The following is a 16,086-nucleotide window of genomic DNA, read 5'->3' as shown; positions in this document are numbered from 1 at the left end:
TCAGGCCTCCGTGACCCAGTGCGGCGCGCGTTTGTCGAGGAAGGCGCCCAGGCCTTCCTGGCCTTCGGCCGATACCCGCAGGCGGGCGATCAGGGCGGCGTTGTCACGGTCCAGGCTGTCGCGATCATGGGCGTTGCGAACCTGCCGGACCAGCAGCTTGGCCGAAGCCGAGGCGATCGGCCCGGCCTTGTCGAGCAGGGCCAGCTGTCGCTGCACCGCCTCGTCGAGGCGTTCGGGCTCCACCAGCTGGTGGATCAGGCCGATGCGCAGGGCGGTGTCGGCGTCGAAGTGCTCGCCGGTGGCGAACCAGCGGCGGGACTGGCGGCTGCCGATGGCCTCGATCACATAGGGCGAGATCACTGCCGGCAGCAGGCCCAGGCGGCTTTCGGTCAGGCCGAAGCGGGCGGCGGTAGTGGCGATGGCGATATCGCAGCAGGCCACCAGGCCGACGCCACCACCAAAGGCGGCGCCGTGGACGCGGGCGAGGGTGGGCTTGGGCAGTTCGTCCAGGGTGCGCATCAGCCGGGCCAGGGCCAGGGCGTCGTCACGGTTGTCCGCCTCGCTGGCAGAGGCCATGCCGCGCATCCACTGCATGTCGGCACCGGCGGAGAAGGAGGCGCCGTGGCCGGCCACCACCACCGTGCGCACGGTGTCATCGCGTCCGGCCGCTTCCAGGGCTGCGGTCAGCCGGGCGATCAGGCCGGCGTCAAAGGCGTTGTGCAGCTCCGGCCGGTTCAGCCAGAGGGTCAGGACAGCGCCGTTGCGCTCGATCTGCAAAGCATCGTTCATGGGATTCCGGGGGTTGCTCCATACCTGTATGGATCATAGCGGGCCATTGGTCATGGGCCATGACGCGACGCGGGAATGTTAGAATCGAGAACCATTTACATCCAGCAGAGAACACGCTAGATGACGCTGTCCGAACTGCCCCTGCACGCCTCGGCCGTGGTCGATTCCGTGCAGGACCTGCATGCCAACGATGCCATCGCCCGGCGCCTGCGCGAGCTGGGCTTCGTCAAGGGCGAGGAAGTGCGCCTGGTGGCGCGAGGCCCGGTTGGTGGCGAGCCGCTGCTGGTGCAGGTCGGGTTCACCCGTTTCGCGCTGCGTATCAGTGAGGCCCGGCGCGTGCTCATCGACCCGGCCAGCCAGGAGGGACGTGCATGAGCGCCACCGCAACCGCCGCCCCGCTGCGCATCGCGCTGGTCGGCAACCCCAACAGCGGCAAGACCGCGCTGTTCAACCAGCTGACCGGCAGCCGGCAGAAGGTCGCCAACTACACCGGCGTCACCGTTGAGCGCAAGGAAGGCCGCCTGCGTGCGCCGTCCGGCCGCGAGTTCGCCGTGCTGGACCTGCCGGGCGCCTACAGCCTGCAGCCGGCCAGCCTGGACGAGGCGATCACCCGCGACCTGTGCCGGGGGTTCTACCCGGGTGAGGCCGCGCCGGACGTCCTTCTGTGCGTGATCGACGCCACCAACCTGCGCCTGCACCTGCGCTTCGCCCTGGAACTGCGCGAGCTGGGCAAGCCGATGATCATCGCCCTGAACATGGTCGACGCCGCGCAGCGCCGCGGCATCCAGATCGATGTGGCCGCGCTGGAGCGCCAGATTGGTGTGCCGGTGGTGGAAACCGTGGCGGTACGCAAGCAGGGCGCGCGTGCACTGGTGGAACGCCTGGATGCGATGGTGCCGCACCTGGATGCGCCGCTGGCCGGCGTTGAGAGCGGCGCGGACTACCACGCGCAGGTGCGCGCGATCCTGGCCGCAGCCGTGCGGATGCCGGCACGGACGGCGAAGATCGACGATACGCTGGACCGCTGGCTGCTGCATCCGGTGTTCGGCCTGATCACGCTGGTGGTGGTGATGTTCCTGATCTTCCAGGCGGTGTTCGCTTGGGCCACGCCGCTGATGGATGGCATCGAGGCCGGCTTTGCCTGGCTGGGTGAACTGGCCGCCAGCGTGCTGCCGGCAGGTCCGCTGACCAGCCTGCTGACCGACGGCATCATCGCCGGCCTGGGCGGCGTGGTGGTATTCCTGCCGCAGATCCTGATCCTGTTCGCCTTCATCCTGGCGCTGGAGGAATCCGGTTACCTGCCACGCGCCGCGTTCCTGCTGGACCGCATGATGGCGGCGGCCGGCCTGTCGGGGCGGTCGTTCATCCCGCTGCTGTCCAGCTTTGCCTGCGCCGTGCCGGGCATCATGGCCACCCGCAGCATCCAGGACCCGCGTGACCGCCTGGCCACGATCCTGGTGGCACCGCTGATGACCTGCTCGGCAAGGCTGCCGGTGTATGCGCTGCTGATCGGTGCGTTCATACCGGCCGGCAGGATCGGCATCTTCAACCAGCAGGGCCTGGTGTTGTTCGGCCTGTACGTGGCCGGCATCCTCAGCGCGCTGGTGATGTCGTGGGTGATGAAGAAGTGGCGCCGCGACAAGAGCGAGCACCCGCTGATGCTGGAGCTGCCGTCGTACCGCATTCCGCATCCGCGCGACCTCGCCGTCGGCCTGTACGAGCGCGGCATGATCTTCCTCAAGCGCGTCGGCGGCATCATCCTGGCGCTGACCATCCTGCTGTGGTTCCTGCTGTCGTTCCCGGGCGCGCCCGCCGACGCGACGATGCCGGCCATCGACTACAGCTACGCCGGCCAGATCGGCCACGCGATGACCGCGATCTTCGCGCCGCTGGGCTTCAACTGGCAGATCTGCATCGCGCTGATTCCGGGTCTGGCCGCGCGCGAAGTAGCGGTGTCCTCGCTGGCGACGGTGTATGCGCTGTCGGCTGCCGATGACGATGCGGCGATCTCCGCACTGTCGCCGGTGGTGGCTGATGGCTGGTCGCTGGCTACCGGCCTGGCCCTGCTGGTGTGGTTCATCTACGCACCGATGTGCATCTCGACGCTGGCCACCATCAAGCGCGAGACCAACTCGTGGAAGCAGATGGGCTTTGCGGCGTTCTACCTGTTCGCCGCAGCGTACGTGGCCGCGCTGATCACCTACCAGGTGACCGTGGCGCTGGGAGGCGGTTGATGGACGCCGGCCTGCTGGTGCAGTACCTGATCATCGCCGTGGCCGTGCTGGTCAGCGCATGGGTGGTGCTGAAGAAGCAGGCGCCCGGCACCGTGCGCAAGCTGCGAGGCGCGCTGGCACTGGCCCTGCTGAAGCCGGGCCGCGCGGCCTGGCTGCAGGCGCTGGGCCGGAAGATCGCGCCGCCGGCCACTGGCGGTGGCGGGGCGTGCGGTGGCTGCGACAGCTGCGGACCGACACCGCCGAAGCAGCACTAGAGAGGCGTCTGGGCCCTGCCCTGGTGGGTGCGGCCCTTGGTCTGCACTGCAGATTGATCATCCACGCATGGCGTGGATCTACCCATCCCCAGCGCTGCCCTCCAGCGGTGTCGGAATTGAACATCCACGCAGGGCGTGGATCTACGTTGCAGGCAGGGTGGGGTGACAGGTTCGCCGCGATGCGTCAACGTGCGCGCTCACCCAGCTCCGCAGCCAGGGCAAGCCAGCGTTCGCGCTGGCCGGGCGTGCTGCTGCGCACCGGGCCCAGCCGGCTGACCCGCACCGGGCGGATGCCGCAGAACTCAATGATGGTGGCGCGGATCTGGGTAATGCCCGGATCGCGGTAGATCCAGCGGTAGTACCAGGGCGGCGTATCCAGCGTGGTGATGACCCGCGCGCTGCGCCCCGCCAGCAGCCGGTCCCACCACACCGAATCGCGCCGGTAGCGGAAGGCGAAGCCCGGCAGCAGCACACGATCGAAGAAGCCCTTCAGCAGTGCCGGCATCGCGCCCCACCACGTCGGGTAGACCAGCACCAGGTGGTCGCAGGCCTGGATCGCGTCTGCTGCATCCTGCAGGTCGGTTTCCAGTGGCTGGATCTGGCGATAGCCGTGGCGCAGCACCGGGTCGAACTGCAGTTCACCCAGGGCGATCATGTGCACGCGGTGGCCGGCGTTGCGGGCGGCGGTCGCGTAGCGCTGGGCGAGGGCGCCGCACAGGCTGTCGCGGTCGGGATGGCCAAGCAGGATCAGGATGGAGCGGGGCACGGCAGTCTCGGGGGCTGGAAAGCATCCAACGTTGCGCTATGCCCCAAGGGCAGAGTCAAACCCCGCCAGGGCAGTCAGCGGGAGCCAGCACGCAGGTGCCATCGCCCTGCTGCAGCCATTGCCGCAGCTCGTCAGCCACCTGCTGCAGTTCGACCTCGACGCGGGCAAGCCGCTCGCGCTCGGCGGCAATCGCAGTGCGCTGGCGTTCCAGCAGGGCGAGCACGGCTGGCCAGTCCAGCTGGCCGTCGCCACGCTGCAGGCGGGTGATGGCGGCCAATCCGATGCCCAGCCCCAGTGCCTGCCGGATCAGCTGCACCCAGGCCACGTCCTGCTCGCTGTAGTCGCGATAGCGGTTCAGGCGCGGCACTGGCGGCAGCAGGCCGCGTGCCTCGTACAGGCGGATGGCCTTGGCGCTGGCGCCAGTACGGCGGGCGACTTCGGAAATGCGCACCGTTTCAGCCCTGCATCCGCGCAGGCGGCATGATGGCGTCAGCGCTTGGCGCGGGCGGTTTGCAAAGGTGCATGAGGTGCGGGCCAGCGCTTGAAGGGGCACGCAGCGTAGCAGCGACAGTGCTTGCCGGACCATGCGTGCTGCCGCTAGCCTGCGTGCATGAACCAGACTCCCCTGCGATTGCTTATTCACGGCGCCTCTGGGCGCATGGGCCAGGCCCTGTTGCGGCTGGCCGCCGAACATCCTGATTCCCTGCAGATCGTCGCTGCGGTGACCGGCCGCGCGCCGGCGCAGCGGGTGATCGACGGCGTGCCGTTCTTCGCGGCCAGCGAGTTGCCGGGGGCGCCGGTGTTCGATGTGGCGATCGACTTCAGCCTGCCCGAGGGCTTCGATGCGCTGCTGGCACTGTGCGTGGAGCGCGGTGCGGGACTGGTATCGGGCACCACCGGTATTTCCAGTGTGCAGCGCCAGGCACTGGAAGCAGCGGCGGCGAAGATCCCGCTGGTGTGGGCGTCGAACTTCAGCCTGGGCGTGGCGGTGCTCGATGAGCTGGTGGAACGTGCAGCGCAGGCGCTGGCCGGCTGGAACTGCGACATCGTCGAGTCGCACCATACGCAGAAGAAGGACGCTCCCTCGGGCACGGCGTTGACCCTGGGTGCCGCGGCGCAGCGGGGCGGGGCCGAGCCGCTGTACGCCAGCCTGCGCGCCGGAGACATCGTCGGCGAGCATCTGGTGCAGTTCACCGGCCTGGGCGAACGCATCGAGCTGGTGCACCGGGCTACCAACCGCGACATCTTTGCCCGCGGGGCGCTGTTTGCCGCTCGCCAGCTGCAGGGCCGGGCGGCTGGCAGCTACCGGGTACGCGACCTGCTGGACGGCCCCCTGTAAACGGTAGCGCCGGGCCATGCCCGGCGTCGGTGGCAGATCCGCCGGGCATGGCCCGGCGCTACCCTTGGGTGCCTGCATACGCCTCCGGATTGAAATGAATGCGCAATCGCCTGTTCATGAATGGCGATAACCGCTGGCGCGAGCGCCCCGGCACCGCTACAATTCGCACTCGCCGAATCACGAAAGCCGGACCGGTCCCAGACCGTACGTCCGCGCTTTTTTGCAACCGGATTTCCGTGAAGCGCAGGCGTGACTTCGGCACCCCCTCGGTAGCCAAAGTGAGAATTCCGTGACCCAAGCCGCAATCCTCGTCCTCGAAGACGGCACCGTATTCGAGGGCGAATCCGTAGGCGCGCCCGGCCTGTCCGTCGGTGAAGTGGTGTTCAACACCGCCATGACCGGCTACCAGGAAGTGTTGACCGACCCGTCCTACGCCCGGCAGATGGTCACGCTGACCTATCCGCACATTGGCAACACCGGCATGACCGACCAGGACGATGAAGCGTCCAAGGTGTGGTCGGCCGGCCTGATCGTGCGCGATGTACCGCGCCGGCCGAGCAGCTGGCGCAGCCAGGTGTCGCTGCAGGACTGGCTGATCCAGCGTGGCGTGGTCGCAATCGCCGGCATCGACACCCGCAAGCTGACCCGCATCCTGCGCGAGAAGGGTGCCCAGAACGGCGCGCTGATGGCCGGCGACGGCATCGACGTGGAAAAGGCGCTGGAAGCGGCCCGCAAGTTCCCAGGGCTGAAGGGCATGGATCTGGCCAAGGTCGTTAGTACTGACAAGACCTACGTCTGGACCGAGGGCCAGCTGGACCTGGATGCCAACGCCTTCGTCAGCGTGCCGGCCCAGTACAAGGTCGTGGCGTACGACTTCGGCGTGAAGACCAACATCCTGCGCATGCTGGCCGAGCGCGGCTGTGAGGTCACCGTGGTGCCGGCGCAGACCCCGGCCGCTGAAGTGCTGGCGCTGAAGCCGGATGGCGTGTTCCTGTCCAACGGCCCGGGTGACCCGGAACCGTGCGACTACGCGATCGCCGCGATCAAGACCTTCATCGACGTGAAGATCCCGACCTTCGGCATCTGCCTGGGCCATCAGCTGCTGGGCCTGGCCTCGGGCGCGAAGACGATCAAGATGGGCCATGGCCACCACGGTGCTAACCACCCGGTGCAGGACCTGGACAGCGGCCGGGTGATGATCACCTCGCAGAACCACGGCTTCGCGGTCGATGAAGCGACCCTGCCGGCCACCCTGCGGGTGACCCACCGTTCGCTGTTCGACGGCACCAACCAGGGCATCGCCCGCACCGACGTGCCGGCCTTCTCTTTCCAGGGCCACCCGGAAGCCTCGCCGGGCCCGCATGACGTCGGTCCGCTGTTCGATCGTTTCGTGACCCTGATGGCCGAGGCCAAGGCTTGATGCGCAGCGCCGCTCTGCTGCTGTCGCTGTGCTGCGCCGCGGGTGCGGCACAGGCTGCGCCGGCGTCCGCTGCGGACATGGACGCGCTGCTGCACACGTTGAAGAAGGACTCGACCGGTGCGTCGTCGGCGACGATGCTGGTCGAGGAGGTGCCAACGCTCAAAGCGCTGGCCGAAAGCGATCGCCAATGCGCCCGCACCTCCATCCAGTCGTTCTTCTACGTTCATGCGCGCCAGTCGTTGATCAACAGCCTTGGCGAGGACGGTGACGTGGTCGTTGCGGACTGGTCGCGCTTCCTGGCCACACCGTCCGGAAAGGGTTACCTGATCCTCACCCGAGCGCTCCCGGAGTCGGCAGCGGACGCGTCGGTCAACGTCAACGACGAGGCGTACGCCGCCGGATTCGACGCCTTTCTCGGCAGTACGTCCTTCAAGCGCCTGGATGCGGGTTTCGATGCAATGAGCGTCCCTGACGAATACGCGGTGAAACTGAGCCAGGGATTGCAGGACCAGTGCGGGATTGCGCTGAAACCCGAAGAGATTTCCTGATCGACAGCGTGCGATCACTCCCCCTTGTCACGCTGTACTGACCTAGAGAAGAAAATGCCCAAGCGCACTGACCTCAAGACCATCCTCATCATCGGTGCCGGCCCGATCGTCATCGGCCAGGCCTGTGAGTTCGACTACTCCGGCGCCCAGGCCTGCAAGGCCCTGCGAGACGAGGGCTATCGCGTGGTGCTGGTCAACAGCAATCCGGCCACGATCATGACCGACCCGGAGATGGCCGATGCCGTCTACATCGAGCCGATCAACTGGCAGACGGTCGAGAAGATCATCGCCAAGGAAAAGCCCGACGCGCTGCTGCCGACCATGGGTGGCCAGACCGCGCTGAACTGCGCGCTGGACCTGGCCGACCACGGCGTGCTGGAGAAGTACAACGTCGAGCTGATCGGCGCCAAGCGCGATGCGATCCGCATGGCCGAAGACCGCGAACTGTTCCGCGTGGCGATGAGCGAGATCGGCCTGGAGTGCCCGACCGCTGCCGTCGCCCATACCCTGGACGAAGCGCTGGAGATCCAGACCCGCGTCGGCTATCCAACCATCATCCGCCCCAGCTTCACCCTGGGCGGCAGTGGCGGCGGTATCGCCTACAACCGCGAAGAGCTGATCGAGATCGTCAACCGCGGCCTGGAACTGTCGCCGACCACCGAAGTGCTGGTCGAAGAGTCGGTGCTGGGCTGGAAGGAATTCGAGATGGAAGTGGTCCGCGATACCGCGGACAACTGCATCATCGTCTGCTCGATCGAGAACCTGGACCCGATGGGCGTGCACACCGGTGACTCGATCACTGTGGCCCCGGCGCAGACCCTGACCGACAAGGAATACCAGCGCCTGCGCGATGCCTCCATCGCCGTGCTGCGCAAGATCGGCGTGGATACCGGTGGTTCGAACGTGCAGTTCGGCATCAACCCGGACACCGGCCGCGTGGTGGTGATCGAGATGAACCCGCGTGTGTCGCGTTCCTCGGCGCTGGCCTCCAAGGCCACCGGCTTCCCGATCGCCAAGGTCGCCGCCAAGCTGGCCGTGGGCTACACCCTGGACGAACTGAAGAACGAAATCACCGGCGGCCTGACCCCGGCCTCGTTCGAGCCGTCCATCGACTACGTCGTCACCAAGATCCCGCGCTTTGCGTTCGAGAAGTTCCCGGCCGCCGATGCACGCCTGACCACCCAGATGAAGTCGGTGGGCGAAGTGATGGCGATGGGCCGCACCTTCCAGGAATCGATGCAGAAGGCCCTGCGTGGCCTGGAAACCGGCAAGGTCGGCTTCGACCCGACCGGCCTGGACCTGGCCAACGAAGACGACCTGCAGACCCTGCGCCGCGAGCTGAAGGCGCCGGGCCCGGAGCGCCTGTTCTACGTCGCCGATGCGTTCCGTGCCGGCATGAGCGTGGAGGACATCTTCAAGCTGTCCTATATCGATCCGTGGTTCCTGGACCAGATCGAAGAAATCATCGCCGCCGAGACCCAGGTCGCGGCCGATGGCATCGACGCCCTGGATGCGGCGCGCCTGCGCAAGCTCAAGCGCGCCGGCTTCTCCGATGCCCGCCTGGCCCAGCTGACCGGCACCAATGAAGCGGCGGTGCGTGCGCTGCGTCGCGCGCACAAGGTGCGCCCGGTGTACAAGCGGGTGGACTCCTGTGCCGCCGAGTTCTCCACCAGCACCGCCTACCTGTACTCGACCTACGAGGACGAGTGCGAGGCGGCACCGAGCAACCGCGACAAGATCATGATCCTCGGCGGTGGCCCCAACCGCATCGGCCAGGGCATCGAGTTCGACTACTGCTGCGTGCACGCGGCACTGGCGCTGCGCGAGGATGGCTATGAAACCATCATGGTCAACTGCAACCCGGAAACCGTGTCGACCGACTACGACACCTCCGACCGCCTGTACTTCGAACCGCTGACCCTGGAAGACGTGCTGGAAATCGTCGAGCTGGAGCAGCCCAAGGGCGTGATCGTGCAGTACGGCGGCCAGACCCCGCTGAAGCTGGCACGCGCGCTGGAAGCAAACGGCGTGCCGGTGATCGGCACCTCGCCGGACTCCATCGACCTGGCCGAAGACCGCGAGCGCTTCCAGCAGCTGGTGGAACAGCTGGGCCTGAAGCAGCCGCCGAACCGCATCGCCCGCAACGACCAGGAAGCCCTGCTGCTGGCGCGCGAGATCGGCTACCCGCTGGTGGTGCGCCCGAGCTACGTGCTGGGTGGCCGTGCGATGGAAATCGTCTATGGCGAATCCGACCTGGCGCGCTACGTGCGTGATGCAGTGAAGGTGTCCAACGATTCGCCGGTGCTGCTGGACCGCTTCCTCGACAACGCCGTCGAGTGCGACGTGGACATCATCGCCGACGCCCAGGGCAACGTCCTGATCGGTGGCGTGATGGAGCACATCGAAGAGGCTGGCGTGCACTCGGGCGACTCCTCCTGCTCGCTGCCGCCGTACTCGCTGTCGGCTGAAACCCAGGCCGAGCTGCGTCGCCAGGTGGTTGAGCTGGCCAAGGCCTTGAATGTGGTGGGCCTGATGAACACCCAGTTCGCGATCCAGACCGATGAGGATGGCAACGACACCATCTTCCTGCTGGAAGTGAACCCGCGTGCCTCGCGCACCGTGCCGTTCGTGTCCAAGGCCACCGGCATGCCGCTGGCCAAGATCGCGGCGCGCTGCATGGCCGGCAAGACCCTGGAAGAGCAGGGCGCTACCAAGGAAATCGTGCCGGACTATTACTCGGTGAAGGAAGCGATCTTCCCGTTCGCCAAGTTCCAGGGTGTTGATCCGATCCTCGGGCCGGAGATGCGCTCCACCGGTGAGGTGATGGGCGTGGGCCGCAGCTTCAACGCCGCGTTCGCGCGTGCGCAGGAAGCCGGTGGCATCAAGGCGCCGCCGGTGGGCAAGGCGTTCGTGTCGGTGCGCGACCCGGACAAGAAGCGCGTGCTGCCGGTGGCCAAGGCGCTGCTGGCGCGTGGCTACAGCCTGGTTGCCACCCGTGGCACCGCAGCGTGGCTGCAGCAGCACGGCATGGACTGCGAGATCATCAACAAGGTGGTCGAGGGTCGCCCGCACATCGTCGATTCGATCAAGAACGGCGAGATCGTCTATATCGTCAACACGACCGAAGGCCGTGCCGCGATCAACGACTCGTTCTCGATCCGTCGCGAGGCACTGCAGCACCGCGTCACCTATTCGACCACCATTGCCGGTGCCAAGGCGCTGGTGGATTCACTGGAATTCCGCGGTACCGGCCCGGTCTGGTCGCTGCAGGAACTGCACAAGGAGTTGAACGCATGAGAGCACCGATCACGATGAAGGGCGCGCAGCGGCTGCGCGACGAACTGGATCACCTGAAGTCGGTCAAGCGCCCGAAGGTGATCGCCGCGATCGCCGAGGCGCGTGAGCACGGCGACCTGAAGGAGAACGCCGAGTACCACGCCGCGCGCGAGGAACAGGGCTTCATCGAAGGCCGCATCAAGCAGCTGGAAGGCGAGCTGTCGCACGCCGAGATCATCGACGTGAGCAAGCTCAATGCAGGCTCCAAGGTGGTGTTCGGCGCCAGCGTGACCCTGGCCGACGTGGAAACCGACGAAGAGAAGAAGTACCAGATCGTTGGCGACCTGGAAGCGGACATCAAGCAGGGCCTGATCGCCATTTCCTCGCCGGTGGCCCGCGCGATGATCGGCAAGCTGGAAGGTGACTCGATCGTTATCGATGCGCCGGCCGGCCAGCGCGAGTACGAAATCGTCAGCGTCAGCTACCAGGACTGATCAGTGGCGACGGCGACCCTGCTGTTGCCGGCACGCAGCCGCTTTGCGGTGGCTGCATTGCCGGATGACGTGGCGCGTGCCCTGGGCCGCGCCACCACCTCGCAGGGCGACGCCGGTGAACGCGCGCAGCTGCTGCGCCACTTCACGGTGGCCGCGCCGCACTGGCCGGTGGCCGCGTTGACCCGCCAGCGTGACGTCGGCGACGCCGCCGGCGCCTGCTGGCTGCGTGCCGATCCGGCCTGCATGGTGCCGGACATGCATGGCGCGCGGATGATGGGCCACGGCGAAACGCTGCGGCCCGGCCTGGCCGATACGCTGGCGTTGCTGCCCGTGCTGCAGCCGCTGTTTGCGGATGCAGGGTTCGTGCTGGATGCACCCGATCCGTCACGCTGGTACCTGCGCCTGCCCATCGGTACTGAACTGCCGGAGTTCGACAGCCCCGACGAGGTGCTGGGCGATGACCTGTTCTCGCACCTGCCGCCGGGCGAGGCGGGCCGCCGCTGGCGCGCACTGATGACCGAAGCGCAGGTGCTGCTGCACACCCACTCGTGGAACCAGCAGCGCGCCGCGCAGGGCCAGCAGCCGATCAATTCGCTGTGGTTCTGGGGTGGTGGCGTGATGCCCGTATCGGTGGCTACGCCGCACGCGCAGGTTCGCAGCCGCGATGCGCTGCTGCAGGGCCTGGCCCAGGCCGCAGGCGTTGCGGTGGATGGTGAGCAGTCGGTCGATGCATTGGTCGACCTGCGCCAGCTGCGCTCGCTTCAGCAGCTGGGCAATGATGCAATCCGGCCGCTGCTTGCCGCGCTCAAGCGTGGCGAGCTGCAGCGGCTGATGCTGGATTTCGAGGACGGCCTGCAGTTCCAGCTGGATCGCGGCCAGCGCTGGCAGTTCTGGAAGAAGCCTCGGCAGCTGCACGACGCCTGAGGCGGTGGTAGCGCCGGGCCATGCCCGGCGGCTGCTAGCGTGATTCCGTAACGTAGGTCGGCAGTTGCCAGTGGCGCTGACCGGCGCCCAGGCAGTGCCGGCCGACGAAGGTTGCCGCCAGCACCAGGCGGGTTCCATCCCACGCCCAATGCCTGTCTGTCCCGCAGCGGTCCGTAGCGCTTGCAACGCCTTCTTCAAGGAACACGGCATGCGGGTAGAGCGGAAACAGCGTCGATGCGGTGATCAGCACGGGCGTGAAGGGCGTTCGGTCGCGGATCACCCAGCTGCCGGCTGGCCGGATGTAGCGGCCGGTCGTGCAGTTCAACATCGCCAGCACATGCGTTGCATCGATCCGCTCGATGCGTACGTGGCGGGAAGAGGCCGCAGCGCAACCCGCGCCGGCCTCGGCGCGCGGCAACAGCGCTTGCAGTAGATCGTCACGTTCGGCCAGCGCGGCATCCTCGTCGTGGGCTTCAACCAGCAGTGGTGGCGGCACCAGGCGAGGTGCCAGCCGTGCGACCGGCACCTGCGATTCCGGCCGCAAACCCTTGCCTACCAACGCCCTGGGGGTGTGCAAGCGGCCCTGTACCTCGTCCATCTTCAGCAGCAGTGCGGCATTACCGCGCTCTGCCAATGGCCATGCCTGGCCCGCCGTGTCGGTCATCCTGACCGGCCGCCCGCGCCCCAGTGCATCCAGCAGCGCCTGTGCATGTGGTGGTGCCAGAGCCAGGCCGGCCTCAAGCGCATCCACCGGGCCGATATCACCCAGGTCTGCGCCATCCACATGCAGCCGCAGCCGGCCCTCTGGATGCACCCGCGGGCTGCGGGGCGCGCCGTCACTGCCATCAGCCAGCGACAATCGCGCCGCCACGGGGGTGTCTGGTCCAGCGGCACGCTCGATGAGCACGCCCAGCATCAACGCGGCCGGTGGGCCGAACGCCACCATCCGGCAGGTGCCTGTGTTATCGCATGCCAGGTGCCCGTTCTGTTGAAGGAACGTGAACTGCGCAGGCGTGCCGGCGAAGCTGACAGGTGCCAGCGTCAGTGACGCCAGCGCCAGTAGAGGAAATCGAAGCGTAGTCATGTTCCAGGCTTTCCGGGTCAGCGGACCGTGCTGACCAGCGTCGGCAGCGTCCAGTGTCCGCCCGCCACGCCACGACACAGACCGGTACTGAACGCACTGCTTGGCTGGAATCTGCGGCCATCCCAGGCCCAGTCCCAGCCGGAAACGCAGTCGCCGATGCCGCGGCCCTTGTAGCGCGCGTACACCATGCGATCGGAGTGCGAGAAGCCTTCTGCCTCCAACGTGACTGTCTCAGGTGCGAACGGCGGCTGATCGCGCGCGATCCAGAAGCCATTGCTGTAGTTGTAGGCACCCATCTGGCACAACGCCTGCACCAGCACATGGCGGTCATCCAACCGCTCGATCACCATTTCCGGTGTTCCCTTGTACTCGATCAGGCGCGGACAGTCGTCGTTGTCGCCGAGGGTGGCAATCAGCGCGTCGCGCAGCGCTTCGCTGCTGCCCAGCTCGCTATCGCCAGGGCGGCCGGCCGCCAGCACACCGCGCACGATCACCGGCTTGGCCACTGCGGCGGGCACGCTCGCTTCGGCACGCGTGCCGCGGCGTACCAGCGCACCGGGCGTGCCCACGCGCCCTTGGACCTCGTCCATTTTCAGCAGCACCGCGGCGGCACCACGATCGGAAATCGGCCAGCGCGTGCCCCTGCTGTCGATCACCTCGATACGGGCCTGGCCGGGCAGGGCGGCCAGCAGGCCTTCTACCTGCGCCGGCCGCAGCATCACTGCCTCGTCGGCCCCGGTGTCCTGCACTGGGCCCAGATCACGGCCGTTCACGTGCAGGCGCATTGAACCTTCAGGCACTGCACTTTCGCCATCCTCACCGACCCGCAGCCGTGCCTTCACTGCCGTGCCGGGGCCGCCGGCACGTTCCAGCATCAGGCCCAGCAGGCTGTTCGCCTTTTCAGGGCTGTAGCCGGCTGCACGGCAGGTGCCGGTGTTGTCGCAGGCCAGAAACCAGTCGTGGTGTACGAACTCGATACCGGGGGTTGGCGGCGTGTTTGCGGCCTGGGAAGCAAGTGGCAGCAGGAGGCTGGCAAGCAGTACGGACAGCAGGCGGTACATGGCGAATTCCGTTTCAGAAGCGAACAAGCATGGGCGATCGCCACGCCTGCGCCAAGCCCGGAAGAGCCTGGCGAGCCGAGCGGGGTATCATGCGCGGGTCTTCCGCAACCCGGCGATGCCGATGTCCCTTGCCGCCGATGCTGTGCTGCCGTCTTCCGATACGCCGATGATCCGCCGTCGCGATGCGGTCGTGCCCGGTAGCTGGCCGGAGGGCACGCTGCCGCTGCTGGCCCGCCTGTATGCCGCACGTGGTGCGCACACGCCGGAGCTGGCCCTGCCCAAGCTCGGCAACCTGCATGCGCCGGAACTGCTGACCGGCATCGACGCGGCAGTGGACCTGCTGGTGCAAGCCATCGCCGCCGACAAACGCATCCTGGTAGTCGGTGATTTCGACTGCGACGGCGCCACCGCCTGCGCGGTCGGTGTGCGTGGGCTGCGCATGCTGGGCGCGCAACATGTCTTCCACGCAGTGCCCAACCGCATGGTGCACGGCTATGGTCTGTCGCCGTCACTGGTGGACGAGCTGGCTGCGCTGCAGCCGGATCTGCTGGTCACCGTCGACCACGGCATTGCCTGCCATGCCGGCGTGACCGCGGCCAAGGCGCGTGGCTGGCAGGTGCTGGTGACCGATCACCATCTGCCCGGTCCACAGCTGCCACCGGCCGATGTCATCGTCGACCCCAACCTCGACGGCGACGCCTTCCCCAGCAAGGCGCTGGCCGGTGTCGGCGTGATCTTCTACGTGCTGATGGCGCTGCGCCGGCAGATGCGCGAAGCGGGGGTATTTGCCGATGGCAAAGGGCCGGACCTGACCACGCTGCTGGACCTGGTGGCGGTGGGTACCGTGGCCGATCTGGTGGCGTTGGATGCCAACAATCGCGCCTTGGTCAGCGCGGGATTGCGCCGGCTGCGCAATGGCCAAGGCTGCGTCGGCCTGAAGGCACTGATCGAAGCCAGTGGTCGCGACGCCGCACGCCTGACCGCCACCGACATCGGCTTCGGGCTTGGCCCGCGCTTGAATGCGGCCGGTCGGTTGGAAGACATGGCATTGGGCATTGCCCTGCTGCTCACCGAAGATCCGCGGCAGGCCCGCGACATCGCGCAGACGCTGGAACAGATCAACGCCGAGCGGCGTGCGGTCCAGCAGTCGATGACCGATGACGCCGAACACGCGCTGTCGCGGGTGGTGCTCGATACCGCAGGGCAGCGTCCGGTGGCGGCCTGCCTGTTCGATGCTGATTGGCACCCCGGCGTGGTTGGCCTGGTTGCTTCAAAGATGAAGGATCGCCTGCATCGGCCGGTGATCGCGTTCGCGCCGGCCGAGCCGGGCGCCGACACCCTGCGCGGTTCAGCGCGTTCGATCGCCGGACTGCATATCCGTGATGCGCTGGCGCTGGTCGATGCACGCCATCCCGGCTTGATCGAGCGCTTCGGCGGTCACGCGATGGCCGCCGGGTTGAGCATGCGTCTGGATCATCTGGCCACCTTCGAAGCCGCGTTCGTCGCCATCGTGCTGGAAATGCTCGACCCGGCTGCACTGCAGCAGCAGGTGCTCAGCGACGGCGAACTGGCCGCGGATGAACTCGATCATCGCCATGCCGATGCGCTGCGTTTGGCGGGTCCATGGGGGCAGGGCTTTCCCGAGCCGCTGTTCGATGGCCACTTCGAAGTGGCCAACTGGCGCGTGCTGAAGGAACGCCACCTGAAGCTGGAACTGCGCCTGCCCGGCGTACCCGGCACGATCAACGCGATCCATTTCGGCGGCTGGCACGGCAATGCACCCGGTCGCCACGTGCATCTCGCCTACCGGCTCGCCTGCGACGACTATCGTGGTGGCGCCGCGATCCAGCTGATCGTCGAGCACTGCCTGCCGGCGTAGTCCATGCCGGGCATGGCC

Annotated in this window: 15 protein-coding genes; 10 read left to right on the top strand and 5 right to left on the bottom strand. The window is 67.3% G+C overall.

The window, feature by feature from the left end; translation table 11 throughout:
* Positions 1 to 789, bottom strand: a complete 789-nt coding sequence (locus K5K93_RS03220) for an enoyl-CoA hydratase-related protein (protein ID WP_222389753.1) — start codon at positions 787 to 789, stop codon at positions 1 to 3.
* A gap of 120 nt (positions 790 to 909) precedes the next feature.
* Here K5K93_RS03220 and K5K93_RS03215 point away from each other — a divergent pair, with 120 nt between their 5' ends.
* Genes K5K93_RS03215 through K5K93_RS03205 form a run of 3 tightly spaced genes read left to right on the top strand, consistent with a single transcriptional unit; the run spans position 910 to position 3,277 of the window.
* A complete protein-coding gene (locus K5K93_RS03215) occupies positions 910 to 1,164 on the top strand; it encodes a FeoA family protein (RefSeq protein WP_222389751.1) in 255 nt (84 codons plus the stop codon).
* A complete protein-coding gene (gene feoB / locus K5K93_RS03210; protein ID WP_222389749.1) occupies positions 1,161 to 3,023 on the top strand; it encodes a ferrous iron transport protein B in 1,863 nt (620 codons plus the stop codon). Before K5K93_RS03215 ends, feoB begins: the two co-directional genes overlap by 4 nt.
* The gene (locus K5K93_RS03205; RefSeq protein ID WP_025874739.1) at positions 3,023 to 3,277 is read left to right on the top strand and encodes a DUF6587 family protein; all 255 of its coding nucleotides are present in this window, start codon (positions 3,023 to 3,025) and stop codon (positions 3,275 to 3,277) included. The genes feoB and K5K93_RS03205 overlap by 1 nt, the downstream gene beginning before the upstream one ends.
* A gap of 184 nt (positions 3,278 to 3,461) precedes the next feature.
* On the opposite strand, the gene K5K93_RS03200 is transcribed toward K5K93_RS03205, so the two are convergent.
* Both K5K93_RS03200 and K5K93_RS03195 read right to left on the bottom strand, forming a co-directional pair.
* Entirely contained in the window at positions 3,462 to 4,043 is a 582-nt protein-coding gene (locus tag K5K93_RS03200; RefSeq protein ID WP_222389747.1) for an NAD(P)H-dependent oxidoreductase, read from the bottom strand.
* A gap of 55 nt (positions 4,044 to 4,098) precedes the next feature.
* Positions 4,099 to 4,494, bottom strand: coding sequence for a MerR family transcriptional regulator (locus tag K5K93_RS03195; RefSeq protein ID WP_222389746.1), 396 nt, complete (start codon positions 4,492 to 4,494; stop codon positions 4,099 to 4,101).
* 159 nt (positions 4,495 to 4,653) lie between these two features.
* On the opposite strand from K5K93_RS03195, the gene dapB reads away from it, so the two are divergent.
* The 6 genes from dapB (at position 4,654) to K5K93_RS03165 (ending at position 12,044) form a co-directional block, all read left to right on the top strand.
* Positions 4,654 to 5,382: a 4-hydroxy-tetrahydrodipicolinate reductase gene (dapB, locus tag K5K93_RS03190; RefSeq protein ID WP_222389745.1), complete on the top strand. Its 729-nt coding sequence runs from the start codon at positions 4,654 to 4,656 to the stop codon at positions 5,380 to 5,382.
* A gap of 289 nt (positions 5,383 to 5,671) precedes the next feature.
* Positions 5,672 to 6,802, top strand: a complete 1,131-nt coding sequence (gene carA / locus K5K93_RS03185; RefSeq protein WP_093819617.1) for a glutamine-hydrolyzing carbamoyl-phosphate synthase small subunit — start codon at positions 5,672 to 5,674, stop codon at positions 6,800 to 6,802.
* Positions 6,802 to 7,350 carry a hypothetical protein gene (locus tag K5K93_RS03180; protein WP_222389744.1) on the top strand — a complete coding sequence of 183 codons (549 nt, stop codon included), beginning with the start codon at positions 6,802 to 6,804 and terminating at the stop codon, positions 7,348 to 7,350. Before carA ends, K5K93_RS03180 begins: the two co-directional genes overlap by 1 nt.
* Positions 7,351 to 7,404: 54 nt before the next feature.
* Positions 7,405 to 10,647: a carbamoyl-phosphate synthase large subunit gene (gene carB / locus K5K93_RS03175; protein ID WP_222389743.1), complete on the top strand. Its 3,243-nt coding sequence runs from the start codon at positions 7,405 to 7,407 to the stop codon at positions 10,645 to 10,647.
* The gene (gene greA / locus K5K93_RS03170) at positions 10,644 to 11,120 is read left to right on the top strand and encodes a transcription elongation factor GreA (RefSeq protein ID WP_049464691.1); all 477 of its coding nucleotides are present in this window, start codon (positions 10,644 to 10,646) and stop codon (positions 11,118 to 11,120) included. The genes carB and greA overlap by 4 nt, the downstream gene beginning before the upstream one ends.
* Positions 11,121 to 11,123: 3 nt before the next feature.
* Positions 11,124 to 12,044, top strand: coding sequence for a phosphoglycerate mutase (locus K5K93_RS03165; protein ID WP_222389741.1), 921 nt, complete (start codon positions 11,124 to 11,126; stop codon positions 12,042 to 12,044).
* Positions 12,045 to 12,078: 34 nt separating this feature from the next.
* Here K5K93_RS03165 and K5K93_RS03160 read toward each other — a convergent pair whose 3' ends face one another.
* Both K5K93_RS03160 and K5K93_RS03155 read right to left on the bottom strand, forming a co-directional pair.
* A complete protein-coding gene (locus tag K5K93_RS03160) occupies positions 12,079 to 13,128 on the bottom strand; it encodes a DUF1176 domain-containing protein (protein WP_222389739.1) in 1,050 nt (349 codons plus the stop codon).
* A 17-nt stretch (positions 13,129 to 13,145) separates the two neighbouring features.
* Entirely contained in the window at positions 13,146 to 14,189 is a 1,044-nt protein-coding gene (locus tag K5K93_RS03155) for a DUF1176 domain-containing protein (protein WP_222389737.1), read from the bottom strand.
* 121 nt (positions 14,190 to 14,310) lie between these two features.
* Between K5K93_RS03155 and recJ the strand changes: the two genes are divergently transcribed.
* Complete coding sequence (gene recJ / locus K5K93_RS03150; RefSeq protein WP_222389736.1) at positions 14,311 to 16,068, top strand: single-stranded-DNA-specific exonuclease RecJ; 1,758 nt, start codon at positions 14,311 to 14,313, stop codon at positions 16,066 to 16,068.
* Positions 16,069 to 16,086: the final 18 nt, after the last annotated feature.

Origin of the sequence: Stenotrophomonas sp. DR822 (assembly GCF_019793815.1) — a bacterium.
Classification (GTDB): domain Bacteria; phylum Pseudomonadota; class Gammaproteobacteria; order Xanthomonadales; family Xanthomonadaceae; genus Stenotrophomonas; species Stenotrophomonas indicatrix.
This window is presented reverse-complemented; position numbering and strand designations above follow the sequence as displayed.